The organism is Nakamurella sp. UYEF19 (genome assembly GCF_040546275.1).
In the GTDB taxonomy this organism is placed as follows: domain Bacteria; phylum Actinomycetota; class Actinomycetes; order Mycobacteriales; family Nakamurellaceae; genus Nakamurella.
Genome location: NZ_JBEPNO010000002.1, coordinates 570830 through 595555, shown reverse-complemented (window position 1 = coordinate 595555; position 24726 = coordinate 570830). Strand labels below are relative to the sequence as shown.

Genomic DNA, 24726 nt, shown 5'->3' with positions numbered 1-24726 from the left:
CGCCGCACCGCACACACCCGACCCAGCGATCGAGGAACACCCATGCAGATCACCAAGCTCGGCCACTCCTGCCTGCACGTCGTCGACGGCACGGCGAACATCCTCATCGACCCCGGCACATTCTCGGCCGGCTTCGAAATCCTGACCGACCTGACGGCGATCCTGGTGACGCACGAGCACGCCGACCATCTCGATCTCGACCGGTTGCCCGGCGTGGTCGCCGCGAACCCGCAGGCCGCTGTCTACGCCGACGGCGGATCAGCCCCGAGGATCGAGGCGGCCGGCATCACGGTCACTGCGGTGAAGGCGGGCGACAGCTTCGACGTCGGCACCCCGGTGGTGGTGTTCGGGGTGAATCACGCCGTCATCCATGCCGACCTACCGTCCGTCGCGAACGCCTCGTACCTGATCGGCGGACGCCTCCTGCACCCCGGGGACTCGCTGTCCGTACCCGCGGTGGCCGTGGAGATCCTGGCGGTCCCGGCGGCCGCGCCGTGGATGGCGCTCAAGGAAGGCGTCGACTTCTACCGGGCGGTCGCGCCCAAGGTCGCCTTCCCGATCCACGAGCGGATCCTGGCGAACCCGGCGATGGCCTACGGCCTCCTGGAGAAGCTGGGGCCGCAGACCTCGACCTGGCTGGCGCCGGCCGACGGAGCCCCGTTCGACGTCTGATCGAACGGTCGGGTCACAGCTGTTCGACGAAGTCCTTGGCCTCACGCAGGCCCCAGCCGGTGTGCTCCCTGACCAGCTTGATGGCGGAGATCTTCTGGTCCGCCGATTTCAGGGAGCGCACCTGCAGTTCGACTTCCAACGGCAGGGCGGAGGCACTGGGGGTCAACCCGGCGCCGGCCACCGGCTCACTCTTGCCCAGGTCGGGTCGCGCCGTCCGGTGGTCCGCAGTCTGGGTCTGGACCGGCGACGCGGGCGGGGCGGCCATGCGATCGACCATTACCTTGGCGGCGGCGAGCCCGAGGCCGGGGTTGCTCTCCCGCAGCAGCCTGATTGCGGCGATCTTCTGGTTTGCCTGCGCCAGTTTCCGCACGCGCCCGACCAGTTCGGGGTCCAGCAGCAGCTGGGTCGGATCGACTCCCCCAGCGGCCCGGCGGCCGATGACGGTTCCGAGCAGCAGGAGAACGAGTATCGCAACGATGATCCAGACCCAGGCATCCACACCACGGATGGTAGTGACCCGGCGACTTGGCGGAACAGCCCGTCGTCCGGTCGGCGGCCTCGCTCAGCGCCGGGGCGCGGGCGCCCGGCGGGGAACGGCGCGGCCGCTCGAAGTCACCACGGTCAGGATCACGAGACCGACCAGGAGCACTGCACCGAGGTAGACCGGCGCACCGCTGAAGGTGGAGGCCAGCACCAGCACGGCGACGACGGGGAACCCGGCGGAGGCGACCGGCCCATGGTGATGACGCAGGTGCAGCGCCCAGACGACGACCAGGAACAGCGCGACCGGCACCGTCACCACGAGGCCGGCAAGGGTGTCGGACACCTCGATCTCGCCGAGGTCGTGACCGATGACGATGTTCAGCCCGGCACCGACCGCCGCGATCGACCCGAAGATCAGGTAGTGCCCGTATCCCCAGACCAGCGATGACCTGATGTTGTCGAGCATCTGCGCCGCGGACTTGTCGAAGTACACCCACCACATCGAGAACAGGATCACCAGACCGGCGGCGGCCAGACCGATCAGCTGCGCCCGGTGCTCCACCTCGTGGATGGCAGCCTCCACGCTGACGACCACGGCCACCACCGATTCGCCCAGCACGATCACCGTGAACAGCCCGTACCGCTCGGCGATGTGCGACGGGTGGTAGGGCGTGACGCCGGCACGCTCCGAGAAGATGGGCACCGAGATCTCCAGCAGCACCAGCACCACGAAGCTGATGATCGACACGCTCTCCGGCAACCACAGGCGTGCGACCCAGCCGAGCTGGATCACGATGACGCCGGCGGCATACCGGTAGGCGGACGCACGGTGGACCGGATCGGCCCGTCCGGCACGGATCCAGTTGCCAACGGTCCCGAGCCGCATGACGACATAGCCGATCACCAGCACCGAGTAGTCGCCGTGCTCGGGGTCGAAGGCCGGGCTGACTCCCGCGGCCAGGATCAGGCTGCCGGCGATCTGCACCATCACCGTCAGGCGGTAGAGCACGTCGTCGTTGTCGTACGCCGACGCGAACCAGGTGAAGTTCATCCACGCCCACCAGATGGCGAAGAAGATCATCGCGTAGCTGATGACCCCGGCGGCCACGTGTCCGTGTCCGAGCTGCCCCTCGACAGCGACGCCCGCCCGGGCCACCGCCACCACGAAACACAGGTCGAACAGGCACTCCAGCGGCGTCGACGCGCGATGCTTCTCGTCGGGGCTGCGCGCTGACATCGGCCTGTACCAAGGAGTTCGGGGAACGGTACGCATCGACATTATGGACTCCTCCAGCACTACGGGGCAGGCGGCTCGACAGGGCCCGGACGGCCGGCGCGAGTCCGGGCGGCACTATTGTCGCGAGCGGGAACCACCATTCCGAACACCACCCCCGCGGCGTCGACGAAGCCGCCACCGCAGAACAGGAGCTGGACGTGTACGAGGACCTGAGGGGCAAGATCGCGGTCGTCACCGGAGGTGCACGCGGACTTGGCTACCAGATGGCCACCGCGCTCGCCGCCCACGGTGTCGAGATCGCTCTCGTCGACCTGCTGCCCGAGGTCTCCGACAGCGCCGCACGCCTGGCTCAGGCGAAGTCGGTGCGCACCGTCGGCATCGCCGCGGACGTGACGGACCCAACGTCCATCGGCGGGGCGATCACGGCGATCGCGGGAGCGTTGGGCACACCGTCGATCCTGGTCAACGCGGCCGGGATCACGGCATGGGGAGACTCCGTCGACGTCACGGCCGAGTCCTGGCGAAAGGTGATCGACGTCAACCTCAACGGCACGTTCTTCAGCTGCCAGGCCTTCGCCAGGACGGTCTTCGCCGCGGGCGGCCAGGGCGCCATCGTGAACGTCTCGTCGATGTCGGCCTTCGTGGTGAACATCCCGCAGCGCCAGGTGTCCTACAACGCCTCGAAGGCCGCTGTCGACCAGATCACCAAATCCCTTGCAGTGGAGTGGATCACCAAGGGCATCCGGGTCAATGCCGTTGCGCCGGGCTATTTCCTCTCCGATATGACCAAGCAATTCCTGGACTCCAACGAGGATCTCGGCAAGTACTGGAACTCGTTGATCCCCGCGGGACGGATGGGACAGCCGGCCGATCTCGACGGTCTGGTGACCTTCCTGTCCTCGGACGTCTCGCAGTACATCGTCGGCGAATCGATCGTCATCGACGGCGGCTACTCGATTGTCTGAGCAGCCCACTGCTGCAACGCAGCACCCAGCCCTGTCAGCGATGGTGACGCCGTTGTCGTTGGGCGGCAAGGTGGTTGCGATCACGGGAGCCGGTTCGGGGATCGGACTGGCCACGGCGCTGGCGGCCTCCCGGGCCGGTGCCTCGGTGCTGCTCAGCGGCCGCAACCTCGACAAGCTGACCGCCGCGGCCGCCACGATGCCCGGCCCGACCTCGGTGCTGGCCCTCGATGTTTCGGTCGCCGACGCCGGACCGACGCTCGCGCAGGCATCGGTCGCGGCGTTCGGCCGTCTCGACGTCCTGATCGCCAACGCCGGCGTCTACGTCCCCGGCGACGTGTGGGACGGCAGGACGGCGGACTTCGACAACCTGATCTCCACCAACGTCTCCGGCGTGATCAACGCCGTCCAGGCCGCGATCATCGCCATGCGTGACGCTGGGTCGGTCGGTGACATCGTGGTGACCAGTTCGGTTTCCGGGCACCAGGCGATTCCTTGGGAGCCGGTGTACTCCGCCTCCAAACACGCCGTCCAGGCCTTCGTCCACGGCGTCCGCCGTCAATTGGTCGGCACCGGGATCCGGATCGGTTCGGTGGCACCGGGAATGGTGCTGAACGATCTCTGGCAGGTCACCAGCCAGACCGAGATCGACGCCAGAGTCGCTGCCGGAGAGGGCCTCCGGTCCGAGGACGTGGCCGACGCCATCCTCTACATGCTGACCAGACCGCGGCACGTCGGGATCCGCGACCTGGTCATCCTGCCGGTGAACCAGGACATCTGAGCCTTTGGCTTCGCGGCCGGCGGTCGTCAGCGGCGCCGACTCCGGGTGCGGGTGCCGAACACCGACCGGCCGAGGGCGCCCCCGAGCGAGGTGCCCAACGACCTCATGAACGACTTGACCACCGGGCTGCCCATCACGTCGCCGAGAAACCCTCCGCCAGCAGGGGATCCAGATGATTGCGGCGCCGAAGCGGTGCCGGTGATGGTGGCGGAATCGTCGTCTTGGTTCGAGGGCGGAGGATCGTACGGCTGCGGGACCTCGAAGCCGCCGGACACCGGCGGCAGCGACTCGTACTGGGCCGGCGGCGCCGGGACGGTCGCCGCCGGAGCGTTCGCCGGGGCCGGACTGCCGGCGGGCGCCGCGGGACCGGCCAGCCGACCGGTGAGCAGTTCGTAGGCGGACTCCCGGTCGATCGCCTGGCCGTACTTCGCCTGCAGCGACGACCCGGCAACAGCGGCGGTGACCGCCGCCGGATCGGCCGGGCCCATCAGCGAGCGTGGCGCGCGCACCCTGGTCCAGGCCACCGGAGTGGGGGCTCCGGTCTCGCTCAGGACGGTGACGATCGCCTCGCCGGTGGCCAGGCTGGTCAGTGCCGATTCGAGGTCGTAGATCTTGCTCGTCGGGTACGTCCGAACGGTCTGCGAGAGCGCCTTCTGGTCGTCAGGGGTGAACGCCCGCAGCGCGTGCTGGATCCGCGCCCCGAGCTGCGAGAGCACCGGACCCGGCAGGTCGGTGGGCAACTGGCTGCAGAAGAACACCCCGACACCCTTGGAGCGGATCAGCTTCACCGTCTGCTGGACGGCCTGTCCGAAGGCCTTCGACGCGTCGGCGAACAGCAGGTGGGCCTCGTCGAAGAGGAAGACAAGCTTCGGCTTGTCCAGGTCGCCGACCTCCGGCAGATCCTCGAAAAGCTCGGCCAGCAGCCACATCAGGAACGTCGAGAACAGTTCCGGCCGGGACTGCAGGTCGGCCGTCTCGAGCAGCGAGATGACGCCGCGCCCGTCCGGCGCGGTGCGCAGCAGATCGCTGACGTCCAGCTGGGGCTCGCCGAAGAAGACGTCGCCGCCCTGCGCCTCGAGATTGGTGACGGCGCGGAGGATCACCCCGGCGGTGGAGGAGGACACGCCGCCGAGCTCTTTCAGATCGGCCTTGCCCTCGGCGCTGGTGAGGTGTCCGATCACCGACCGCAGGTCCTTGATGTCCAGCAGTGGGAGGTTCTTCTGGTCCGCGAAGTGGAAGATCAGCCCCAGGGTGGACTCCTGGGTGTCGTTGAGCCCCAACACCTTCGACAGCAGAATCGGACCGAACGAATCGATGGTCGCCCGGATCGGAACGCCGGTCCCCTGCCCGGCCAGTGTCAGGTACTCGACCGGGAATCCGGTCGCCGTCCAGTGGTCGCCGGTGTCGGCGGCGCGCTGGGTGATCCGATCGTTGGGGGCACCCGGCGTGACCATGCCGGTCAGGTCGCCTTTGATGTCCGGTATCAGGACCGGTACGCCGGCAGCCGACAGTTGCTCGGCGATCACCTGGAGCGTCTTGGTCTTGCCGGTGCCGGTCGCACCGGCGACAAGCCCGTGGCGGTTGAACATGGCCAGCGGGATCTGGACCTGGGCGTCCGGGTGGACCGCTCCGTCGACCACAATCGTGCCGAGCACGACGCACGGCGAAGTGGTGGCGTAGCCGTGGGCGATCTGGGTCGCGGCGTCGTCCGGTGCCGCAGGCGGGGTCGATGTCGTCACTGACTTCCCTTTCGTGGCAGCCGGCCCGTTGGCTGGTCACGGAGATGTTATCCGGCGGGATCGAGCACGGCCGGGTGGCCTCGGCCGCGGCTTCGTCCCTGGCCCTCGGCCAAGTGGGCGTCTCGCCCGCGGAGTCGGGCTAGTGTCAGTTCTTGTGAACGACAGACTGGTATGGGTCGACTGCGAGATGACGGGACTCGATCTGCACAACGATGCACTGATCGAGATCGCCGCCCTGGTCACCGACGGCGAGCTCAACATCCTCGGCGACGGCGTCGACGTGGTGATCCACGCGACCGACGAACAGCTGGCCGCGATGCCGGAGGTCGTCGAGCAGATGCACGCCAAGTCCGGGCTGACCGAGCAGGTCCGGGCCTCGACGGTGAGCATCGAAGAGGCCCAGCAGATCGTGCTGGACTACGTCAAGCAGTACGTGCCGGAGCCGAGAACCGCTCCGCTGGCGGGTAACTCGATCGGCACCGACCGCGGCTTCATCGCCCGCGACATGGCGGAGCTGGACGGACATCTGCACTACCGGATGATCGATGTGTCCAGCATCAAAGAACTCTCGCGTCGGTGGTACCCCCGGGTCTACTACGCGCAGCCGGCGAAGGGCATGGCCCATCGGGCGCTCGCCGACATCATCGAGTCCGTCCGAGAACTGGCCTACTACCGGCAGACCGTCTTCGTCGCCGCCCCCGGGCCCAGTTCGGAACAGGCCCAGGCCGTCGCCGCGAAGCTGCTGGCGCAGTCCTAGCTCACGAGTTTCAGTGGCAGTTCCGGTCGAAGCCTGCGGCAGCCAATGTCGTGAAGGTCTCGGCAGATGCCGTCACCGCAAGACCGCCCCTGGTGGATCCTGACGGCACGTCTACCACCTCTCCGATCTCGGTTGCCATCTCAGCGAGATCCGCGGCCGAGGTCGACTGATCGGCGACGGTCGAGCCGGTCGCAGTCCAGGCCAGTCGTTGCAGGAGTACTGGGTTAGTCGACGACGAGGCGCGTTGCGCGACGATGCGGAAGATCCGGCCGGCCCAGGACGTCCGCTGCGCTGCACCGTCGGCTACCGCGACCCACGTGCCGCCGACCAGTTCCTCGGTGTGACGCGAACGGACCAGCGCCAGCGCCTGGTCACCGTCCAGCCGTTGTGTGCCTGCCTGCTGGAGAGCCAAGCCGGAGTAGCTGTCCCGCAACGGGTTCGGGATGTCAACGGTGATCCCACCGAGCACATCGATGATCGAGGTGAACACCGCGAAATCAACGACGACCAGGTGATCGACGGGGATCCCGAGCGTCGCGCACAGGCTGTCGACGAAGTTCTGCGGACCGACCTGGTAGGCCAGCGTCAGGCGATTGATCTGGCCCTTCCTGTTGTGCATCAGCAGATCTCGGGGTAGCGACAGGGTGGAGACGCGGCCGTCTGGACTGCGATGGACGACCAGCACCACATCGGCTCTGGCGCCGGCCACCTGATCGGTGGTGCCGAACGCCGCCTGCGGTGTGCCGGCCGGCAGGTCGGCGCGGGAGTCGGATCCCACCACCACCCAGGTCTCGCCGGGCGCCCCACTCGTGTGGTCGATGGTGAAATGGCTGATACGTGCTCCGACCACCAGCACGTCGATCGCTCCGAGCACGATCAGAACGGACAGTGCGCCGGCAATGATGCGGCCCGCCATCAACCAGCGGCGAGCCAGCTGCCGCACTTGCCGACGACCGGGTCCCCCGGCCGACCGAGCCGCGGGATCCTCAGCGGGGTCTGCTGCATCAACGGCTTCGTTCAGTGGGAGCGTCTCCGCCGTGCGGGGAACGACGTGGACAGGATCAGTCCGGATCCGAGCAGGGCCAGGGTCGCGCCGACCGTCGCCAACCCGGCCACCGGAGTACCGGTGGCCGCCAGCACCGGACCAGACACCGACGTCGTGCTGGTCAGCGTCACAGTGGTCCCCGCCGTGACGGTGGTTCCGTCAGAGGAGGCGGTCGTCGTCCCCGACGTCGAGAAGGACGACACCGCGGTGGACGACGGCGCGGTGGACGGCGCGGAAACCGGAGGCGATGTGGTGGTCAGCAGGGGCGAGACGATGACCGGCAAGGATGCCGTGACCTCACTGGTGGAACCTGTCAACTGCAACTCGTGGTGCCCTGCCGCCGTGCCGGCGGGAAGGGTGAACCTGCTGACCAGCTCGCCGCGGTCGTCGACGACGTAGGTGCCCAACCGGACCGCGTCACTGTGCAACTCGAGGGCGACCTCCTCGCCGGGCAGGAACCCGAACGCGTCGAACTCGTACGACCTGCTCGCCTGCAAGACCGCCGGGCGGTTCCAGTCGTCCACGAAGGCCGGGAGAAACAGGTACGCCCCGTCCGAGCTGCCGTGGATCATGAGGGTGACCGGTGCATACGCGAACGAGGACGTGTAGCCGTCGCAGACCGCGTCGAAGGTGGTCCGTTGGGTCGAGATCGCCTCGGGCAGCGCGACCGCGTACGACCAGGATCCATCCGGTTCGGGGGTGATCGCGTCGGAGAACCCCTCGTCGGCGCCTTGGACAGCGAGGTAGACCAGTGGCCCCTGGTCGCTCGGATCGGACGACGTGGGCAGGCACTGGGTGCCGCTGAACGTGACCGTGTCCCCTCCGGTGGCCGGGTCCGGGGTGATGGTGAAGACCGGCTGGGCCGCCGAGGCCGAGGCGTTCGAGAGGACCAACGGCGCGAGGGTCAGCATCAGGACGAGAAGCAGACGAATCGAGCGATACATCGATCCCCTCCGATTTCACCGATCTCGCCGCGCGCGGCGGTTTCGCCGGATCGCGCGACGGTCCACCTGCAGTCCGCCGGGCATCCCCCACGTGACCCTTGAATGGCGCCACGGTAGGTGGCCGCGCCACGTCGTGTCAAAGGTGTGAGGAGCCTGGAAAAGGAGTCTGAAGCACCCTGCAGCGTCGGTTAGACTATGGCGTCCCGCTGGCCAGCCGGTGGGACGGGCAGGTGGAAGGTTCACCGGTCCGGCACATGGTGGGCGTAGCTCAGCTGGTAGAGCACTGGCTTGTGGTGCCGGTGGTCGCGGGTTCGAGTCCCGTCGCTCACCCCAGATCAGCAGGGCCCCGACGTTCGCGTCGGGGCCCTGCTGCATCTCCGGGTTCCCATCTGGGGGTTCCCATCTGAGCGAACAGCCCCGGTCATCTGCCGCGGTCATCTGCCGGAAACGCCCGAATCCCCTGCACGAAATACCTGGATGCCGTCGTCGGACGCCCGATGCCCGTCTGCGGAACAGGTGCCCTCCAGATGACCACCGCGAGTTGCTCCGTCACTGTCGTCTCCGGTTGCGCGGTCGCGACCCGTGGACGCTGCTGCACACGAGCATTGGTCGGGGCACCTGTGCTGGACGGCGCCCGGATTGCCGCAGTCGGGCCCGGGCCCGCGCCGGCGGAATGGATTGTCCGGGCCGACCGGACCATCGACGGCACCGGGATGCTCGCCACCCCGGGCCTGGTCAGCACCCACCATCTCTACCAGTGGATCACCCGCGGTTACTCCCAGAACGCAACCCTTTTCGGCTGGTTCACCGATCTGTACCCGGTGTGGGCCGGGCCTCCAGAGCCGCCGGCCGCTGAAGCCGCTAGCGTCCTGCAGAGTGCTCGCTATAGCGATCGGGTTGCAGGACGCAAGCGGCGGGTGCAGGACGCAAGCGGCGGGTGCAGCGGGCAAGCGGCGACGTCAGCTCAAGTAGTCCATCCCCATCGCGGATCTCACCCGGTGGAGGGTGTCGTTGGCCGTCGCGTTCGCCTCGGCGATGCCGGCCAGCAGCACTCCGTCCAGGTAGCCGGGATCGGCCAGCAATTCCCGCCTTCTGGCCCGGAGCGGTCGCAGGGAGTCGTTCACCACATCGACGGCGAGCGCCTTGAGCGCACCTGAACCTGCGTCCCCGATCTCCGCCGCCACGTCGACGGGAGACCGGCCGCTCAGCGAGGCGATGATCTGCAGGAGGGACGCCACCTCCGGCCGCGCATCCGGCTCGAAGGTGATCTGCCGCAGCCAATCCGTCTTCGCGGAGCGGATCAGACGAGCGGTGCTCGTCTCGTCGGCGCCGAGCGCGATGGCGTTGCCCCGGGACTTCGACATCTTCTCCCCGTCGGTACCCAGCAGCAGCGGAACCGGCGACAGCAGGGCGTCCGGCAGGTCGAACAGCGGGCCGTAGCGCTCGTTGAATCGCCGGGCGATCGCCCTGGTCAGCTCGAGATGCGGAAGCTGGTCACGTCCGACCGGCACCAGCGTCCCGCCGCAGAACAGGATGTCCGCGGCCTGGTGGACCGGGTAGGTCAGGAGCAGTCCGCCCAGAGGCCGCCCGGCCGCCTGGGTCTCGGCCTTGACCGTCGGGTTTCGACGGAGTTCCGCATCGGTCACCAGCGACAGGAACGGCAGCATGAGCTGGTTGAGGGCAGGCACCGCCGAATGCGGGAAGATCGTCGTCCGATCGGGATCGACGCCGGCAGCGAGGTAGTCGGCGACCAACGTCCTGACGCGGTTGCGCAGCGGCCCGGCATGGTCACGATCGGTGATCACCTGATAGTCGGCGATCACCAACGTCATCGGGACGCCAAGTCGTTGCAGCCGAACACGATTGGCCAGCGTCCCGAGAAGGTGCCCCAGGTGGAGATCGCCGGTCGGGCGGTCGCCGGTCAGCACCCGATGGGCGGCCGGACATCGAACGATCTCCGATTCCAGTCCTGCGGAACGCATCTCCGCACGACGGAAGGTGGCGTCGTTCTTCTGGGCATCGTCGTGCGGGGTGGAGTCGAGCTGGATGGTGGTCATGGTGTGCTCCGGTTTTGTCCTGGGAGCCGCCGCCGGACGATCTCTGACCGAAAGTGCTTGACGCACAACGACCACAGGCCGCCCGAAGGCGGCCTGGGGTGGAAGGGATGTGACGTCGCGGCCGCCGTCAGGCAGGCAGCCACCAGCTCGTCGGGCGGAGTTGGTGCGTCAACGTCATGGCTGGGAAGCTACCACGGGTGGGGATCGACGACACACCAGAACCGCACGGCCCACTGCGAACACGCGATCGCGATCTCCGCCAACGGAGTCGGGTCCTGACCGTGTCGGGGCGGGCACACTCCAGAGGGCGCCGTGATCGCAAGACTCAGCCCCGACGAGCCTGTGACCTGCTGGTTTTATGTGCCTGGCTCCGAGCCTGTAGAGTCCTGATTCGCACGCTGGACACGGCGAGCATGCGCCATTAGCTCAATTGGCAGAGCAGCTGACTCTTAATCAGCGGGTTCGGGGTTCGAGTCCCTGATGGCGCACAGTGCACGACTTCCAGGCCCCGGTTCAGCCGGGGCCTGAGCTGTTTCCGGGGTTCGATAGGGCCCGACCGATGTCCGTGCGGCCGGGCTGACCGGGGTTTCCCACGGCTGCCAGTGGGCACTGTTGTCGAGCATCCGACAGCCACCTCACACGATCGACCAGGATGGGAACCTCGCATGGACGCGACGAGCAACGTCAGGAACAAGGCTGCCAAGGGCGCCGACGCGGCCGAGAACGAGGGCCAACAGATCGAACAGAGCAGGTGGTTCGGTCTGCTCGTGATGATCGGCCTGGCCTCCTACGGCGTCGTGCACCTGCTGATCGCCTGGATTGCGTTGCAGATCGCATGGACGGGCGGCGGCGGGGAGGCCTCGCAGCAGGGCGCGCTGGCTCAGATGGCGGGCTCCAGCGTCGGTGACGTGATCCTGTGGATCACGGCCGTCGGACTGTTCGCCCTGACCCTCTGGCAGTTGTTCACCGCCCTCTGGGGGCATGGCGGCGAACAGGACCTGAAGAAGAAGGTCACCAAGCGGCTCGGGTCCGCCGGCAAGGCCGTCGTCTACCTGGCGCTGGGGATCAGCGCGCTGACCACCGCGGCCGGCGGCAGGAAGTCCGGCAACAGCAGCGAGAAGACTCTCACCGCCAAGCTGCTCGGCGTGCCGTTCGGCAAGGTGCTGGTCATCGCGGTCGGCATCGTCGTCATCGTCGTGGGCGGGCGGCTGGCCTACCGGGGCCTCAAGAAGAAGTTCACCGACGACCTCGACGGAGCGGTCGGTCCCGGTGCGGTCCGATTAGGGCAGATCGGCTACTGCGCCAAGGGAATCGCGTTCGGCATCGTCGGCGTGCTGTTCGTGGTCGCCGCTGTGACCTACGACCCGGCGAAGGCCGGCGGACTCGACGCGGCCCTGCGGACGTTGCGTAACCAGCCCTTCGGCGCGGTCCTGCTCACCCTGATGGCGCTCGGGATCGCGGCCTTCGGGATCTACTGCTTCTTCTGGTCCCGGCACGCCAAGCGTTGATGGTCTGGGCCGTCAGCCTGACGACAGCTCCCGGCGGATCCGCAGGGACCGCTCGGCAACATCGGCCCGCGCCGCCGCCTCGTCGATCGTGGTCACCACACCATCCGCGACCACCTGCCGACCGGCGATGAAAACATCGATGACGTCGGTTCCACGGGCCGCATAGACCAGGAACGAGCCCGGATCGGTGAACGGCAGCGCCGTGGTGCCGGTGACGTCCAGCAGCACCAGATCTGCAGGCTCCCCCACCGCCAGCACGCCCGACAGCGATGGGTCGACTGCGGGCGCGCCGCCGGCGGTGGCCATGTGCAGCAGTTGGGCACCCGCGATCACCGACGGGTCGGCGGCCAGTCCGCGCTGCACCAGCGTGCCCGTCTTGATCTCCTCGAACATGTCCAGGGTGTTGTTGGAGGCGACCGAGTCGGTCCCCAGCCCCAGCCTGACCCCGGCCGCCAGGTAACTCGGGACGGGGGCGATGCCCGCGCCGAGCTTGAGGTTGGAGACCGGGTTGTGAGAGACCGTCACCCCCGGCCGGCACAGCAGTTCGATGTCACCATCGAGGGGGTGAACGGCATGCGCCACATGCGTTCTGCCATCCAGGAGACCCAGATCGGCGACCAGACGGATCGGAGTCACGCCATGTACCCGCAAGGATTCCTCGACCTCGAACCGGGTCTCCGACAGGTGGATGTGCACCCCGATGCCGTCGTCGGCGCGTCGGCTTGCGACGTCGGCGATCATCTCCGGCGGGCAGGTGTACGGGGCGTGCAGGCCGTAGGCGAGGCCGATCAGCGGGTCGCCGGCGAACTCGGCCGCCAGCGTCGCGGTACGGGTCAGGATGTCGGCCCCCGGGGTGGGGTCGGCCATCGGGAACGCCACCGCGTCGTACCCGAAGACGGCCGGGGCGGCCGACACCCGAAGACCGGACTCCGACACCAGGGCGAGCAGAGAGCTGTCCCACTGGAACATGTCCACGAATCCGGTCGTCCCCGACCGGAGCATCTCGGCCAGCGCCAGCCGTAGGCCAGCACGGATGTCCGACGCCGTCAGGCGGAGTTCGAACGCCCGGACATGCGTGAGCCACGTCTGCAGCGGGACGTCGTCGGAATACCCGCGGAGCAACGTCATGGCGGAGTGGGTGTGGGCGTTGACCAGACCCGGGATCGCCACGCGGCCGGTGCCGTCGATGTCGCCGTCACCCATCGGTCCGCGAACCGGCCCGAGGTAGGTGATCCGTCCCGAGGCCGGGGAGAACGCGAGCTCGGCGTCGGTCAGGACGTGGGCGGTACTGGGAACTATCGTCAGTCCGACGATCCTGGTGTCAGTCACGCGGGGCGCGGGTCAGAGTGCCGACAGCGTCAGCCACTTGCTCCACGGGATCGTCCAGTCGTACAGGTCTCCATCGGCGTCCGACAGCTGCACGCTGGTCCCGGTGACCTCGACCGGATCGCCGACGAGCGCAGAGTCGAAGTACGCCTTGGCGCTTTCCGGGGACAGGTTGATGCAGCCGTGGCTGACGTTGTCCACACCCTGCACGTCGACCGTATAAGGGTTCTCGTGGATGAACTCGCCGTTGTCGCTGATGCGGACGTCCCAGTACTCGGTGGAGCGGTAGGTGAACGGAGGCGAGCCGATCATCAGGTGCACCGGCAGCTTCTCGATCACCACATGCACACCGGACCGGGTGACCAGGTTGGGGTCGTTGACCTCGTCGCCCCGGCCATAGGAGGCTTTGTAGGTGGCCACCGTCTTCGCGCACGACGACTCGTCGTTGATGGCGGTGCAGCCCTGCTTCACGACGATCTGGTAGCTCTTCGCGTTGGCGTAGACGACCTGGTTGCGGCCGATGCTGAAGTCGCTGGTCACACTGTCGGCACCGTACTCCCCCTCCCCGAACTTGAGCCCGTAGACGTTGGCCTCGACGTGCACCTTGGTGTTGGCGGGCCAGTAGCCCTTGGGACGCCAGTCGAGCGCCCAGAGGCCGTCGTCGTGCTGGATCCAGGCCCAGGCGCCGACCACCGCAGGGGTGGTGGTGATCTTGACGTTCTTCTCGATGGAGGCGCGGTCGGCGGGTTCGGTGCCGAACCGGACGATCACCGGCGCTGCCACTCCGACCACGTCACCGTCACCGGGCGAGACATTGACCCGCACCCGGGTATCCGGTGTCACGGTGGTGTAGGTGCCCTTGATCGCGACGGCCTTGCCGTTGGCTCCGAGCGCGGAACCTGTTGCGGTGTAGGTCTTCCCGTAGCCGAGAACCTCCCCGCTGGTCCATGAGGTATTGTCCGCGGACAGGGCGCCCTTGACGACCTTGCCCTCGGGGTTCGTCAGCGCGAACTGGGTGATCCTCCCGCCGGCCACCTTCACGACGACCGGCTGGGCCGGCGACAGGTCCTCGGTGCCGAACGCGGGCGAGGCGTTGATCTTGGCGGCCGGCATTGCCACGACCCTCGATGTCGTGGTCGGTGTGGTCGGGATCGTGCTCACGGGCGACGACGCGACCGTGGGCGCACTGGACGGCTCGGACGTCGCCGAGGCACTGGATCCCGTCGGAGCGACGGTGATCGGAGGAAGCGAGACCGCTGTGCCGGAAGACGCCGGCGCGGGCGACGCACCCGTGGCAGAGGACGACCCGGAACTGGTGCTCGGGCCGGAATTGGCAGTGGTGGTACCGGAGGTGCAGGCGGTGACCAGCACCATCAGTCCGACGATCGCCGAAACCGGCGCCAGACGACGTGCAGAGAACATGGAACTTCGCCCCTCACAAGACCCTACGAACCCCAGGCAGAACTCGAGGAGTCCGCCGTCACCGACCGACGTCGATGGATCGAAGGATACCGTCTGCGCACCCGTGGAATAGGCAGATTCGACAGTGACGTCGCCGATCGATGAGGCCGACCGGGTAACGACACCCGAACGGCCGAAAGTGGTTTGTTCAGGTTCCGTTCAACGCCACCGGCGCTGAGGCCGGTGGCAGGGCCGGGCTAGCGGAACAGGCGGCGAACGATCAGCACTCCGATCAAAGCTCCGGCACCGATCAGGGCGTACTTGATCTTCGGGTCGCCCAGCCTCGCACGCACCGTCTGCTTGCCCTGTTCGACCAGCCGCTTGGGGTTGGCCCTGGTCGTCAACTCGTCGACGGTGACCGCCAGTGCATCTCGGGCGCGTTCGATGTCCGCCTGAATGGTGTCCGCGTCGCGGGCCACGGGGCCTCCCTGGGTGCAGGGCCGCTCGGAGTGCGGCTTACAGCTGATTACCCTAGCGTCATGACGACCAACCTCCCCGACGTGGGCGACGCAGCACCGTCCTTCTCCCTGCCCGACGCCGACGGCTCGACGGTCAGCCTCGCGGACTTCACCGGCAAGCGGGTGATCCTCTACTTCTATCCGGCTGCGATGACCCCCGGCTGCACCACGGAGGCCTGCGATTTCAGCGCGGCGAAGCCCGAGCTCGACACCGCGGGCTACACCGTCCTCGGCGTCTCCCCCGACATCCCGAGCAAGCTCGCCGCCTTCACCGAGAAGAGCGGCCTCGATGTCGTGCTGCTCAGCGACCCCGAGCGCGAGGTGCTCAAGGCCTACGGTGCCTACGGCGAGAAGCAGAACTACGGCCGGACCGTGATGGGCGTCATCCGGTCGACCTTCGTCATCGGGCCGGACGGGACCATCGAGAAGGCCTGGCGCAACGTCAAGGCCACCGGCCACGTGGCACGCGTGCTCAAGGAGATCGGCCTCGCGGCCTGAGCTGTAGTCTGGTCTCCGCCGCTCACGCGGCGGTGGGGCCGTAGCCCAATTGGCAGAGGCACACGGTTTAGGTCCGTGCCAGTGAGGGTTCGACTCCCTTCGGCCCCACAGCACTGATGCCCGGAACCCATTCGCGACACCGGCTGTGACCTACGCGAACTGCACCGATGTGTGGAACAAGTTGGGACGCTCCATCTATCGGTCCGATCCAGGCTTCCAAGCCAAGTTCGACGGGAATCGAGATGGGGTTGGCTGCGAAGTCGACCCTCGCTGACCCTCGAACGCTGGACGGACGACGATCGGTGAACGCACAGCGAGCCGTTCTCGGGGTACAAAGTCCATGTGAGGATGAACCCGTTCCGCAAGCCTGGGTCTGCCGCGGCATGACGTCCGGCGACGGATGGACGAGCTGCAGTCAGGGGCACCGTCACTGGGGGCTGTTCGGCGCCGCCGGTCTGATGCTGTGCCGCGACGGCGAGGTGCTCCTGCAACTACGTTCCCCCACGGTGCACCGAGGGGGAACCTGGAGCATCCCGGGCGGTGCCAGGAACGCCGACGAGGCCGCCCCGACCGCCGCCCTTCGCGAGGCGTACGAGGAGATGGGCCTACCTGCCGGTGACGTCGAGATCCTTGCGCCGAGCTTCACGGACGATCATGGCGGCTGGAGCTACACCACCGTCCTCGGCCGCCTACGCAGCTCACGCTCGCCAGAGCTGAGGAACAACCACGAGTCCAAGGAAACCAGGTGGGTCCGCAGCGACGACGTCCAGACTCTTCCGCTGCACCCCGGGTTTGCCGCGTCCTGGCCGGCCGTGCTCACCGTGGTGAACATGAGCTCATCGTGGTGAACATCTGCTCACCGTGGTGAACATCTGCCCACCGTGGTGAGCACGGTGAATCAACTCGGGACCGGCCAGAGCGCGGCACACCCGAGATCAGCACCGGACCCCCGTGGTCGTGATGGCGTAGTTCAGTGCACTGGACTGCGACGACCTCCCGCGGATCGAGCCGTTCGCGCACTGCCACGCCACCCGCACCGCTCCGTACTTCCCCCACATCTCGGCGGTGATTCTCTCGTAGTCGGAGCCCTCCAACCCATCGTTCGTCGTGATCGTCACCGACCTCACTGCGTTCCCCGCCCGATGCACGGCTGGCTGCACCCGGTAGTTGGGGCCGGAGGAAAGGCTGATCACCCACCAGATCACTCCGCTGAAGACCGCGAGGATCACGACGGCGATCACGGTGACCACGGCGTTGTTCTTGCCCTTGGACCACTGGTGGACCCCAGCGACCTGCTCGGTCATCGATCTGCCTCCCTGGAACCAACGTCTACGGACCGACCGGCCGCCGGCCGGTCGGCAGGTCAGAACAGCGGCTGACCGATGGCCACCGGCGGCGGACCGTCGAACAGGGCGCTGACCGACTCGCCGTTGTGGATGTTCCGCACGGCCTCGGCCAGAGCGGGCGCGATGGAGAGCACTGTGAGCTTCGCGGTGCGTTCCTCGTCTCGGATGGGAACTGTGTTCGTACAGACGATCTCGAGCACATCGGGCTGATCGCCGATCCGCTTCAGCGCTCCCCCGGCGAAGAGTCCGTGGGTGCAGGCCACCCGGATCGACCGGCACTGCAGTTCGCGCAATCGGTCGACCAGCTCCAGAATCGTGCTGCCCTTGGCGATCTCGTCGTCCAGCACGATGATGTCGCGCCCTGTCACGTCTCCGATGACGGCGCTGATGCTGACCCGGTCGTCGGCGAACCGCTGCTTCGCTCCGGCCGCAACGGGCACCCCGAGGAGCCGGGCGAAGGCCGCCGCCTCTTTGGCGTTGCCGAGGTCCGGCGACACCACCGTGGTGTTCGTCAGGTCGTATCCACGGAAGTGCCCGGCCAGCTCGCGGAGGGCGTGCAGGTGATCGACCGGCACGCTGAAGAACCCGTGGACCTGCGGCGAGTGCAGCGTCATGGCCAAGACCCGGGAGGCCCCGGCCGTGACCAGGAGGTCGGCAACAAGCCGGCCGCCGATCGAGATGCGCGGACTCTCCTTCTTGTCCGACCGGGCGTAGGCGTAGTGCGGCATCACCACCGTCGTCCGGGCGGCGGAGGCTCCACGGGCGGCATCCAGCATGAGCAGCAGCTCGACCAGGTGCTCCTGGACCGGCGTCACCAATGGCTGGATCAGGAAGACGTCACGCTCGCGACAGTTGGCCTGCAACTGCACTTCCAGGCAATCGTTGGCGAACCGCTGCACCCGGACCGGGAGCAGCGGAACCTCGAGTTGGGCGCAGACCTCACTCGCCAGTTGAGGGTGCGCACTCCCACTGAAGACCGCGATATCCCGCAAGACCAGCCCCTGTCTGCTGTCGTCGACGACAACCCTACCGAGAGCCCTCGGGCATTTGCACGCGCCTCCCGCCGTTCCCCGCGTCTGGTGCAACAATTGCCGCGGCGTGACAAATCGCAGGTAGAAAGAGGTCCCGATGAGCCATCCCCACGGCAGCGACGATCACGCGGACAGCCCGACCACCGCCTGGGGCGACGGCGCGTCCGACGCCACCCAGATAGTGCGCCAGCCGGCCGGGGGCTACGACCACGCGCCTTCCTCGGCCGCGACGCCGGCGACCGATCTGGAACGGCCGGCCGAACGCAGCGATCCGTTCTCCCACCCGATGCCGGCGGTGTCGGCGCCTCCGGTCGGTTCGCCGATCACTGGCGGCCAGGGATCTGCAGACCCGGGTGGTTGGTCCCCGTCGTACTCGGATCAGCCCGTCTATCCACCCCAGGCTCCGATGACGTCGGTGTATCCACCGTCGACCCCGGGTTACGCGCCCGCCGGTTACCCGGCCGCGTACGCCCCGCCGGTTGCTGTCCCGCCGCCGGCCTCCGCAGTGGTGCTGGCGCAGCCGTCATCCCGGGTCGGGCCTGGCTTCCTCGGCGCGCTGATCGGCCTGATCCTCGCGGCGGGCGGGGTGTTTCTGGCCGTCAAGTTCGGTCCTGCCGCGGCTGCCGATATCCAACTGGGCAAGGTCGGGCTCAAGGACTCGTTGCTGACGACCCTGGGTGCCCTGATGCTGTTCGCGGCGATCGCTCTGGACGGCTGGTCGCCCTGGGCCACGGTGATCCCCGGCGTTGCGTTGACCGGACTCGGGGGCTGGGCCCTGTTCAGCACCTCCGGGCTGGCCCACATCAACGACTGGACCAAATCCGTCTTCGCCGACCAGCAGTTCGGCGGGTGGAGCATCCTGGGCTTCACCCTGATCCTCGGCCTGGTGATGCTCGGAGCCAGCGGCGCCGCGACTGTGGCGAGATCCTCGGGCAAGCGCGACGGCGCGATCCTCGGGCGTCGCGAGCCCTGACCCCTCAGCCCGAGCCCTGATCCTCAGCCCAGGCCAAGGGCCAGGCGCAGGTCGGGCAGCATGACGGCGAGAGCCAGCCCTCGGTGTGACAGAACATCCTTCTCGGCCGGGTCGAGCTGAGCAGAAGTGCGACCGTCCCCGGCCAGGTCGCTCTCCGCCGGCACGAACAGCGGGTCGTAGCCGAAGCCGTTGCCCCCGAATGCTTCCCGCACGATCCGGCCGCGCCACTCACCGCGCCTGACGACAGGCTCCGCACCCGGGACGGCCAACGCCAGAGCACAGACGAAGGCGGCGCCGCGACGCTCCTCGGGCACATCGCCCAACTGGGCCAGCAGCAGCGCATTGTTCGCCGGATCGTCCCCGTGCTTCCCGGCCCATCGGGCGGACAGCACTCCGGGCATGCCGTTGAGAGCGTCGACCGCCAGTCCGGAGTCGTCGGCCAGCGAGATCTCGCCGGTCGCCGCGGCAGCCTGCGCTGCTTTGGCCACGGCGTTCTCCTCGAAGGTCGCACCTGTCTCGGGTTCCTCGGGAAACTCAGGCACATCCGCCAAGCCGAGCACGGTGACCTGGTCGCCCAGGATCCGGCGGAGTTCGGCCAGCTTCTTGCCGTTGCGGGTGGCCAGCAGCACCTGGGTCACGCCTTGGCCTCCAACACCTTCGGGTACGGAGCAGCCAGCGCCTCCCGCTGCAGATTCGTCAGGGTCTTGATGCCGGCCAGCGCCGAATCCAGCATCGCGTCCAGCGTCGACCGGGAGTAGGTCGCGCCCTCGGCGGTGCCCTGCACCTCGACGAACGTCCCGGTGTCGGTGGCGACGATGTTCATGTCGACCTCGGCACGGGAGTCCTCCTCGTAGGGCAGATCCAGCCGCACCCGGCCGCCGACGACGCCGACCGAGACGGCGGCGATCTGGCAGGACAGCGGCTGCGGGTCGGACAGCGCCCCGACCGAACGCAGGTACGTCACCGCGTCGGCGAGCGCGACGTAGGCCCCGGTGATCGCGGCCGTTCTGGTGCCGCCGTCGGCCTGCAGCACGTCGCAGTCGACGGCGATGGTGTTCTCCCCCAACGCGGCGAGGTCGACACAGGCGCGTAGTGAACGGCCGATCAGCCGGGAGATCTCGTGGGTGCGCCCGCCGACCCGTCCCTTGACCGACTCGCGGTCGCTGCGCTCGTGCGTGGCGGACGGCAGCATCGCGTACTCGGCCGTCAACCAACCGAGACCGGAACCCTTGCGCCAGCGCGGAACCCCGCGCGTCACCGACGCTGCACACAGCACCTTGGTGGCGCCGAATTCGACCAGCACGGACCCCGCAGGATGCTGCTGGAACCCCCGGGTGAAACGGATCGGACGGAGTTCGTCGTCGGCTCTTCCATCAAGTCTGACCATGGCTCCAACCTAGCGGCTGGCGGCGGGGCGACCGAACTGCCTCCGGCGCTGCAGAGAACCGACGGCGCGACTCAGACGGCGAGCGTGACGGAGCTGATCTCGGGCCCGAGGAACCGGCGTCCCAGCCGCGCGAACGCGACCGGATCCCCGGTGCTCAAGAACTCGTGGCGCGGAGGTTCGAGACCATCCGAATCGGCCAGCAGGTCCGCTTCGGTGAGCACCCGGTAGACGTCCTTGGCCGTCTCCTCGGCGCTGGAGACCAGGTTCACGTTGTCCCCCATCACCAATTGCAGAACGCCCGTCAGCAGCGGGTAGTGGGTGCAACCGAGTACGAGCGTGTCGACCGCGGTGCGCTGCAGCGGCGCCAGGTAGGCCTGGGCCAGGCCGAGCACCTGCCGTCCCGACGTGATGCCACGCTCGACGAAGTCGACGAACGACGGGCAGGCCTGCGCGCGCACGACGACGTCGGCGGCAGTGGCGGCGAACGCGTCCTGATACGCGCCGGAGGCGATCGTCCCCGACGTCCCGATGACCCCGACCTCGCCGGTCTTGGTCGATGCGATCGCGCGGCGGACAGCGGGACGGATCACCTCGAGCACCGGGATGTCGTAGCGCTCTGTGGCCACCTCGAAGGCACCGGCCGCCGAGGCGGTATTGCAGGCGATGACCAGCATCTTCACGCCGGACTCGACCAGGCGGTCGGCCACCGTCATCGCGTTGTGGAGCACCTCGTCGACGGCGAGCGGACCGTAAGGTCCGTTGGCGGTGTCACCGATGTAGCGGATCTGCTCCCCCGGCAACTGGTCGATGATCGAGCGCGCGACGGTCAGCCCGCCGACGCCGGAGTCGAAGACCCCGATCGACGCCGAGCCCGTCATCTCGTCACCGTCGTGTGCCCCTGGTCGTCAACAGAAGTTCAGAACCCCTGCGAAAGTGCGGGAGTGGCTTCCTTCGGTTTGTGCGGACCGTCGGCCTTCGCGACCAGGAACGCCGCCAGGACGCCGCCGATCGCGCCGAACAGGTGACCCTGCCAGGAGATCGTGACGACGCCGCTGATGTCGGCCACGGCGACCTTGACGATCCCGGTCCAGAACACCCCGCCCCAGATCACCAGCAGCACCAGTCCGATCGCGATCTGGCCGAAGTTCCGGGTGAACACGCCACGGGTGACGAGGTAGGCGAGCCAGCCGAAGACCAGACCGGACGCGCCGACCGTGACCGTGTTCGCCGGCCCCACGACCCACACTCCGAGCCCGGCGATCAGCCAGACGAGGATGGTCACGGCGACGAACTGCCGGACGCTGTCGAGCATGATCAGGAACCCGAAGATGAGCAGTGGCACCAGGTTCGAGAGCAGGTGAGCCCACGAGACGTGCAGCAGTGGCGCGGTGATCACCCCGATCAGACCGTGCAGCGATCGGGAGACCAGCCCGAAGTCCGTCGACAGCCGGTTGGACATCAATGAGTTGACCACCTGGACCAAGGTGATCAGCAGACCGAAACTTGCCACCGTGATGACGGCGGGTTTGACCTTGGCCGGCAACAGCGCGCCGCGGCTCTTCTTCGCCGGAGTACCTGCCGGATCTGGAAGCGAGGACATCGTCATGAGGTCAACGTTACCGACCACAGGTGACGGATGGGTCGGGGAATTGCCCTGATCGCACCCGGAGACCGATGGGAGCCGGCCTTACGCCCACAAAGTCCCATCGAGGCCAGTGGCCGCGGCTTCGTCGTCGGTGGCTCCGTAGACGCCGGTCGACAGGTACTTCCAGCCGGCGTCGGCGACGACGAACGCGATGTCGGCGCGGCGGCCTTCCTTCTCGGCCTTGGCGGCGATTCCCAGGGCCGCGTGCAGCACGGCGCCCGTCGAGATGCCGGCGAAGATGCCCTCGACCTCGAGCAGTTCCCTGGTCCGGCGGACGGCATCTTCAGGCCCGACCGAGAACCGCGTCGTCAGGATCTTCTCGTCGTACAACTCGGGGACGAAGCCCTCGTCGAGGTTACGGAGCCCGTAGACGAGCTCGCCGTAGCGCGGCTCGGCCGCGACGATCGAGATGTCCGGGACCTTCTCCCGGAGGTACCGTCCGACGCCCATCAGGGTGCCGGTGGTGCCCAGCCCGGCGACGAAGTGGGTGATCGTCGGCAGGTCGGCGAGCAGCTCCGGGCCGGTGGAGTCGTAGTGCGCGCGGGCGTTCTCGGGGTTGCCGTACTGGTAGAGCATCACCCAGTCCGGGTGATCGGCCGCGAGCACCTTCGCCGCGGCGACCGCCGCGTTCGACCCGCCGGCCGCCGGGGACGAGATGATCTGCGCGCCATAGGCCCGCAGCAGCATCCGGCGTTCCTCGGAGGTGTTCTCCGGCATCACGCAGATCAGCCGGTAGCCCTTGACGCGGCACACCATCGCCAGCGAGATGCCGGTGTTGCCACTGGTGGGTTCGATGACGGTGCAACCCGGGCGAAGTCGGCCGTCGGCCTCGGCCGCGGCGACCATGGCCAGCGCCGGACGGTCCTTGATCGAGCCGGTCGGGTTGCGGTCCTCGAGCTTGGCCCAGACCCGGACCTTGCGCGACGGCGACAGCCGCGGCAGACCCACCAGGGGTGTGCCGCCGACCGCCTCGACTAGACTGCAGTACCGGGCCATCTGGATCAGACTCCGGAGCCGCCGGCCACGGCCGGCAGGATGGTGACCTGGTCGCCGTCGGTGACGCTGGTCTCGAGGCCGCCGGTGAAACGGACGTCCTCGTCGTTGACGTAGATGTTCACGAAGCGGTGCAGCGCACCGTTCTTCACGAGGCGGTCACCGAGGCCGCTGTAGCGGGCATCGAGATCGGCGATGAGCTCTGCAACGGTCGCGCCGTCGGCGGACACCGTCTTCTCGCCCTTGGTCACCGGCCGCAAGATGGTCGGGACGGACACGGAAACGCTCATGACTTCTCCTTGAGGATGGCTCAGATCAGCTGGAACGGAGCAGCAGACGACTCGTCTCCTGGATGCAACGCCGCGACACTACGGAATCATTTCCACTTCTTCTTCGGAAACCTCGCCGTCGATGATCCGGTAGGACCGGAATTCCACCGAATCGCTCTTCCTGGTGCTGACCAGCACGTAGTGGGCCTGCGGCTCGCCGGCATACGCGATGTCGGTCCGGCTGGGGTAGGCCTCGGTGCCGGTGTGCGAGTGGTAGACGACGACGACCTCCTCGTCTCGTTCGTCCATCTCGCGGTACAGGCGGAGCTGCTCGCCGGAGTCGAACCGGTAGAACGTGGGTGATCGTTCGGCGTTCGCCATCGGCACCAGCCGGGCCGGCGTGTCCGAACCAGCAGGTCCGGCGATGATTCCGCAGGCCTCGTCCGGGTGGTCGGTTCGGGCGTGGGCGACGATGGCGTCGGACATGGACTTCGGGATGCGCAACACCCGACCAGCTTATCGACCCGACCCCGGACCGAGGGCTGCCGCTTCCGGCAGTGGTCCGGGATACGGCGGCGGTCAGCCCAGCAGGGCGGTGACCAGGGAGTCCTGGACGGCCGATAGCCACCGGTATGTGGCGAAGATCGCCATCTCCATACCCTCCGGATCGGCATCCGGGGACGGTTCGAACTCGTCGTCCTGGATGTCCAGGCGTACCCCGAGGGCCAGCCGGACGTCGTTCAGCGTGGAGATCCAGGCCTGGGCTCCGTCGACGTCCAGGTGGACGGTGCCCCCACCGCGAGGCAGTGAATCCAGCAGTTTGACGGCCGAGGCGTCCTTCAGCGCGATCAGGTCCGGCTCGCGCAGCATCCGGATGCCGGCCGCCATCTCCGCGTCGGTGGCGTGGAAATCCGGCAGCAGCCGGGCGAGTGCGGGGTCGGCCGGCGGGGTCCCGGGGGCAATCATCATGCCCGTCATCCGGGCCAGCGGATCGGCCGACGACTCCGCCCGTCGGCCGGCCAGCATCTGGCGGACCTGGTCGACGAGATCGGAGATCAGAGTCGCCTCGGTCTGCTCGAAGACCGCTGTGTATCGACCGAACCGCCGGGAGAAGAGCCGCATCAGCCGTCGATCCTGATATCGACCGCACCGTC

Annotated in this window: 29 protein-coding genes and 3 tRNA genes; 13 read left to right on the top strand and 19 right to left on the bottom strand. The window is 67.9% G+C overall.

All coding sequences use genetic code 11. The features are described 5' to 3' along the window. The first annotated feature begins 42 nt into the window (after positions 1 to 42). Positions 43 to 672 carry an MBL fold metallo-hydrolase gene (locus tag ABIB25_RS05945; protein WP_354527486.1) on the top strand — a complete coding sequence of 210 codons (630 nt, stop codon included), beginning with the start codon at positions 43 to 45 and terminating at the stop codon, positions 670 to 672. A gap of 13 nt (positions 673 to 685) precedes the next feature. Here ABIB25_RS05945 and ABIB25_RS05940 read toward each other — a convergent pair whose 3' ends face one another. Both ABIB25_RS05940 and ABIB25_RS05935 read right to left on the bottom strand, forming a co-directional pair. Continuing rightward, a complete protein-coding gene (locus tag ABIB25_RS05940) occupies positions 686 to 1171 on the bottom strand; it encodes a ribosomal protein L7/L12 (RefSeq protein WP_354527485.1) in 486 nt (161 codons plus the stop codon). A gap of 63 nt (positions 1172 to 1234) precedes the next feature. Beyond that, a complete protein-coding gene (locus ABIB25_RS05935; RefSeq protein ID WP_354527484.1) occupies positions 1235 to 2392 on the bottom strand; it encodes a low temperature requirement protein A in 1158 nt (385 codons plus the stop codon). Between the two features lie 197 nt (positions 2393 to 2589). Between ABIB25_RS05935 and ABIB25_RS05930 the strand changes: the two genes are divergently transcribed. Both ABIB25_RS05930 and ABIB25_RS05925 read left to right on the top strand, forming a co-directional pair. After that, the gene (locus ABIB25_RS05930; RefSeq protein WP_354527483.1) at positions 2590 to 3357 is read left to right on the top strand and encodes an SDR family NAD(P)-dependent oxidoreductase; all 768 of its coding nucleotides are present in this window, start codon (positions 2590 to 2592) and stop codon (positions 3355 to 3357) included. Between the two features lie 40 nt (positions 3358 to 3397). Next, positions 3398 to 4135, top strand: a complete 738-nt coding sequence (locus ABIB25_RS05925; RefSeq protein ID WP_354527482.1) for an SDR family oxidoreductase — start codon at positions 3398 to 3400, stop codon at positions 4133 to 4135. A 26-nt stretch (positions 4136 to 4161) separates the two neighbouring features. Here the strand turns inward: ABIB25_RS05925 and ABIB25_RS05920 are convergent, their stop codons facing one another. Next, entirely contained in the window at positions 4162 to 5874 is a 1713-nt protein-coding gene (locus tag ABIB25_RS05920) for a helicase HerA-like domain-containing protein (RefSeq protein ID WP_502919749.1), read from the bottom strand. A gap of 154 nt (positions 5875 to 6028) precedes the next feature. On the opposite strand from ABIB25_RS05920, the gene orn reads away from it, so the two are divergent. Further along, positions 6029 to 6631: an oligoribonuclease gene (orn, locus tag ABIB25_RS05915; protein ID WP_354527481.1), complete on the top strand. Its 603-nt coding sequence runs from the start codon at positions 6029 to 6031 to the stop codon at positions 6629 to 6631. Positions 6632 to 6641: 10 nt separating this feature from the next. On the opposite strand, the gene ABIB25_RS05910 is transcribed toward orn, so the two are convergent. Together ABIB25_RS05910 and ABIB25_RS05905 are read right to left on the bottom strand one after the other, a co-directional pair. Beyond that, positions 6642 to 7574 carry an LCP family protein gene (locus ABIB25_RS05910; RefSeq protein WP_354527480.1) on the bottom strand — a complete coding sequence of 311 codons (933 nt, stop codon included), beginning with the start codon at positions 7572 to 7574 and terminating at the stop codon, positions 6642 to 6644. A gap of 74 nt (positions 7575 to 7648) precedes the next feature. Then, on the bottom strand, positions 7649 to 8620 hold the full coding sequence (locus ABIB25_RS05905) for a hypothetical protein (protein WP_354527479.1): 972 nt from the start codon (positions 8618 to 8620) through the stop codon (positions 7649 to 7651). Positions 8621 to 8877: 257 nt separating this feature from the next. Between ABIB25_RS05905 and ABIB25_RS05900 the strand changes: the two genes are divergently transcribed. After that, positions 8878 to 8953: transfer RNA gene (locus tag ABIB25_RS05900), tRNA-His, on the top strand. A gap of 626 nt (positions 8954 to 9579) precedes the next feature. Here the strand turns inward: ABIB25_RS05900 and trpS are convergent. Next, entirely contained in the window at positions 9580 to 10677 is a 1098-nt protein-coding gene (trpS, locus tag ABIB25_RS05895) for a tryptophan--tRNA ligase (protein ID WP_354527478.1), read from the bottom strand. Between the two features lie 415 nt (positions 10678 to 11092). On the opposite strand from trpS, the gene ABIB25_RS05890 reads away from it, so the two are divergent. Together ABIB25_RS05890 and ABIB25_RS05885 are read left to right on the top strand one after the other, a co-directional pair. Next, positions 11093 to 11165, top strand: a tRNA-Lys gene (locus ABIB25_RS05890). A 177-nt stretch (positions 11166 to 11342) separates the two neighbouring features. Further along, positions 11343 to 12185, top strand: a complete 843-nt coding sequence (locus tag ABIB25_RS05885; protein WP_354527477.1) for a DUF1206 domain-containing protein — start codon at positions 11343 to 11345, stop codon at positions 12183 to 12185. A 12-nt stretch (positions 12186 to 12197) separates the two neighbouring features. On the opposite strand, the gene ABIB25_RS05880 is transcribed toward ABIB25_RS05885, so the two are convergent. Continuing rightward, on the bottom strand, positions 12198 to 13514 hold the full coding sequence (locus ABIB25_RS05880; protein WP_354527476.1) for an amidohydrolase: 1317 nt from the start codon (positions 13512 to 13514) through the stop codon (positions 12198 to 12200). Positions 13515 to 13526: 12 nt separating this feature from the next. Continuing rightward, positions 13527 to 14624: a L,D-transpeptidase gene (locus ABIB25_RS05875; RefSeq protein WP_354527475.1), complete on the bottom strand. Its 1098-nt coding sequence runs from the start codon at positions 14622 to 14624 to the stop codon at positions 13527 to 13529. Between ABIB25_RS05875 and ABIB25_RS05870 the strand changes: the two genes are divergently transcribed. Further along, positions 14611 to 15045 (top strand): hypothetical protein, encoded by a 435-nt coding sequence (locus ABIB25_RS05870; RefSeq protein ID WP_354527474.1) that lies wholly within the window; start codon positions 14611 to 14613, stop codon positions 15043 to 15045. The genes ABIB25_RS05875 and ABIB25_RS05870 overlap by 14 nt on opposite strands. A gap of 124 nt (positions 15046 to 15169) precedes the next feature. Here the strand turns inward: ABIB25_RS05870 and ABIB25_RS05865 are convergent, their stop codons facing one another. Beyond that, positions 15170 to 15391: a DUF3618 domain-containing protein gene (locus tag ABIB25_RS05865; RefSeq protein WP_354527473.1), complete on the bottom strand. Its 222-nt coding sequence runs from the start codon at positions 15389 to 15391 to the stop codon at positions 15170 to 15172. A 60-nt stretch (positions 15392 to 15451) separates the two neighbouring features. Between ABIB25_RS05865 and bcp the strand changes: the two genes are divergently transcribed. The 4 genes from bcp (at position 15452) to ABIB25_RS05845 (ending at position 16776) form a co-directional block, all read left to right on the top strand. Next, positions 15452 to 15928 carry a thioredoxin-dependent thiol peroxidase gene (bcp, locus tag ABIB25_RS05860; protein ID WP_354527472.1) on the top strand — a complete coding sequence of 159 codons (477 nt, stop codon included), beginning with the start codon at positions 15452 to 15454 and terminating at the stop codon, positions 15926 to 15928. Positions 15929 to 15962: 34 nt separating this feature from the next. After that, positions 15963 to 16036, top strand: a tRNA-Leu gene (locus tag ABIB25_RS05855). Between the two features lie 37 nt (positions 16037 to 16073). Further along, complete coding sequence (locus ABIB25_RS05850; protein WP_502919748.1) at positions 16074 to 16202, top strand: excalibur calcium-binding domain-containing protein; 129 nt, start codon at positions 16074 to 16076, stop codon at positions 16200 to 16202. Positions 16203 to 16311: 109 nt separating this feature from the next. Then, positions 16312 to 16776 carry an NUDIX domain-containing protein gene (locus ABIB25_RS05845; protein ID WP_354527471.1) on the top strand — a complete coding sequence of 155 codons (465 nt, stop codon included), beginning with the start codon at positions 16312 to 16314 and terminating at the stop codon, positions 16774 to 16776. 87 nt (positions 16777 to 16863) lie between these two features. Here the strand turns inward: ABIB25_RS05845 and ABIB25_RS05840 are convergent, their stop codons facing one another. Then, positions 16864 to 17232, bottom strand: coding sequence for a hypothetical protein (locus tag ABIB25_RS05840; RefSeq protein ID WP_354527470.1), 369 nt, complete (start codon positions 17230 to 17232; stop codon positions 16864 to 16866). Positions 17233 to 17291: 59 nt separating this feature from the next. Then, the gene (locus ABIB25_RS05835) at positions 17292 to 18266 is read right to left on the bottom strand and encodes a ribose-phosphate diphosphokinase (protein ID WP_354527469.1); all 975 of its coding nucleotides are present in this window, start codon (positions 18264 to 18266) and stop codon (positions 17292 to 17294) included. A 136-nt stretch (positions 18267 to 18402) separates the two neighbouring features. On the opposite strand from ABIB25_RS05835, the gene ABIB25_RS05830 reads away from it, so the two are divergent. Further along, positions 18403 to 19278 carry a hypothetical protein gene (locus tag ABIB25_RS05830; protein ID WP_354527468.1) on the top strand — a complete coding sequence of 292 codons (876 nt, stop codon included), beginning with the start codon at positions 18403 to 18405 and terminating at the stop codon, positions 19276 to 19278. A gap of 23 nt (positions 19279 to 19301) precedes the next feature. On the opposite strand, the gene ABIB25_RS05825 is transcribed toward ABIB25_RS05830, so the two are convergent. From ABIB25_RS05825 to ABIB25_RS05790, 8 genes are all read right to left on the bottom strand, one after another. Continuing rightward, complete coding sequence (locus tag ABIB25_RS05825; protein ID WP_354527467.1) at positions 19302 to 19916, bottom strand: non-canonical purine NTP pyrophosphatase; 615 nt, start codon at positions 19914 to 19916, stop codon at positions 19302 to 19304. Beyond that, entirely contained in the window at positions 19913 to 20665 is a 753-nt protein-coding gene (gene rph / locus ABIB25_RS05820; RefSeq protein ID WP_354527466.1) for a ribonuclease PH, read from the bottom strand. The genes ABIB25_RS05825 and rph overlap by 4 nt, the downstream gene beginning before the upstream one ends. A gap of 71 nt (positions 20666 to 20736) precedes the next feature. Beyond that, complete coding sequence (murI, locus tag ABIB25_RS05815) at positions 20737 to 21543, bottom strand: glutamate racemase (RefSeq protein WP_354527465.1); 807 nt, start codon at positions 21541 to 21543, stop codon at positions 20737 to 20739. A gap of 38 nt (positions 21544 to 21581) precedes the next feature. Continuing rightward, positions 21582 to 22271 (bottom strand): rhomboid family intramembrane serine protease, encoded by a 690-nt coding sequence (locus ABIB25_RS05810; protein ID WP_354527464.1) that lies wholly within the window; start codon positions 22269 to 22271, stop codon positions 21582 to 21584. Between the two features lie 81 nt (positions 22272 to 22352). Continuing rightward, complete coding sequence (locus ABIB25_RS05805) at positions 22353 to 23306, bottom strand: PLP-dependent cysteine synthase family protein (protein WP_354527463.1); 954 nt, start codon at positions 23304 to 23306, stop codon at positions 22353 to 22355. Positions 23307 to 23311: 5 nt separating this feature from the next. Continuing rightward, positions 23312 to 23593, bottom strand: a complete 282-nt coding sequence (locus ABIB25_RS05800) for a MoaD family protein (RefSeq protein WP_354527462.1) — start codon at positions 23591 to 23593, stop codon at positions 23312 to 23314. A gap of 78 nt (positions 23594 to 23671) precedes the next feature. Continuing rightward, positions 23672 to 24079: a M67 family metallopeptidase gene (locus ABIB25_RS05795; protein WP_354527461.1), complete on the bottom strand. Its 408-nt coding sequence runs from the start codon at positions 24077 to 24079 to the stop codon at positions 23672 to 23674. A 72-nt stretch (positions 24080 to 24151) separates the two neighbouring features. Continuing rightward, positions 24152 to 24694 carry a DUF2017 domain-containing protein gene (locus ABIB25_RS05790; RefSeq protein WP_354527460.1) on the bottom strand — a complete coding sequence of 181 codons (543 nt, stop codon included), beginning with the start codon at positions 24692 to 24694 and terminating at the stop codon, positions 24152 to 24154. Positions 24695 to 24726: the final 32 nt, after the last annotated feature.

Excerpts from the sequence above, each read along its gene's own strand:
- ABIB25_RS05945 (WP_354527486.1), top strand. The coding sequence starts at position 43 with ATGCAGATCACCAAGCTCGGCCACTCCTGCCTGCACGTCGTCGACGGC.
- ABIB25_RS05935 (WP_354527484.1), bottom strand. The coding sequence starts at position 2,392 with ATGTCAGCGCGCAGCCCCGACGAGAAGCATCGCGCGTCGACGCCGCTG.
- ABIB25_RS05925 (WP_354527482.1), top strand. The coding sequence starts at position 3,398 with ATGGTGACGCCGTTGTCGTTGGGCGGCAAGGTGGTTGCGATCACGGGA.
- ABIB25_RS05905 (WP_354527479.1), bottom strand. The coding sequence starts at position 8,620 with ATGTATCGCTCGATTCGTCTGCTTCTCGTCCTGATGCTGACCCTCGCG.
- trpS (WP_354527478.1), bottom strand. The coding sequence starts at position 10,677 with ATGACCACCATCCAGCTCGACTCCACCCCGCACGACGATGCCCAGAAG.
- ABIB25_RS05885 (WP_354527477.1), top strand. The coding sequence starts at position 11,343 with ATGGACGCGACGAGCAACGTCAGGAACAAGGCTGCCAAGGGCGCCGAC.
- ABIB25_RS05875 (WP_354527475.1), bottom strand. The coding sequence starts at position 14,624 with ATGCCGGCCGCCAAGATCAACGCCTCGCCCGCGTTCGGCACCGAGGAC.
- bcp (WP_354527472.1), top strand. The coding sequence starts at position 15,452 with ATGACGACCAACCTCCCCGACGTGGGCGACGCAGCACCGTCCTTCTCC.
- ABIB25_RS05845 (WP_354527471.1), top strand. The coding sequence starts at position 16,312 with ATGACGTCCGGCGACGGATGGACGAGCTGCAGTCAGGGGCACCGTCAC.
- ABIB25_RS05840 (WP_354527470.1), bottom strand. The coding sequence starts at position 17,232 with ATGACCGAGCAGGTCGCTGGGGTCCACCAGTGGTCCAAGGGCAAGAAC.
- ABIB25_RS05830 (WP_354527468.1), top strand. The coding sequence starts at position 18,403 with ATGAGCCATCCCCACGGCAGCGACGATCACGCGGACAGCCCGACCACC.
- rph (WP_354527466.1), bottom strand. The coding sequence starts at position 20,665 with ATGGTCAGACTTGATGGAAGAGCCGACGACGAACTCCGTCCGATCCGT.
- murI (WP_354527465.1), bottom strand. The coding sequence starts at position 21,543 with ATGACGGGCTCGGCGTCGATCGGGGTCTTCGACTCCGGCGTCGGCGGG.
- ABIB25_RS05810 (WP_354527464.1), bottom strand. The coding sequence starts at position 22,271 with ATGACGATGTCCTCGCTTCCAGATCCGGCAGGTACTCCGGCGAAGAAG.
- ABIB25_RS05805 (WP_354527463.1), bottom strand. The coding sequence starts at position 23,306 with ATGGCCCGGTACTGCAGTCTAGTCGAGGCGGTCGGCGGCACACCCCTG.
- ABIB25_RS05800 (WP_354527462.1), bottom strand. The coding sequence starts at position 23,593 with ATGAGCGTTTCCGTGTCCGTCCCGACCATCTTGCGGCCGGTGACCAAG.
- ABIB25_RS05790 (WP_354527460.1), bottom strand. The coding sequence starts at position 24,694 with ATGCGGCTCTTCTCCCGGCGGTTCGGTCGATACACAGCGGTCTTCGAG.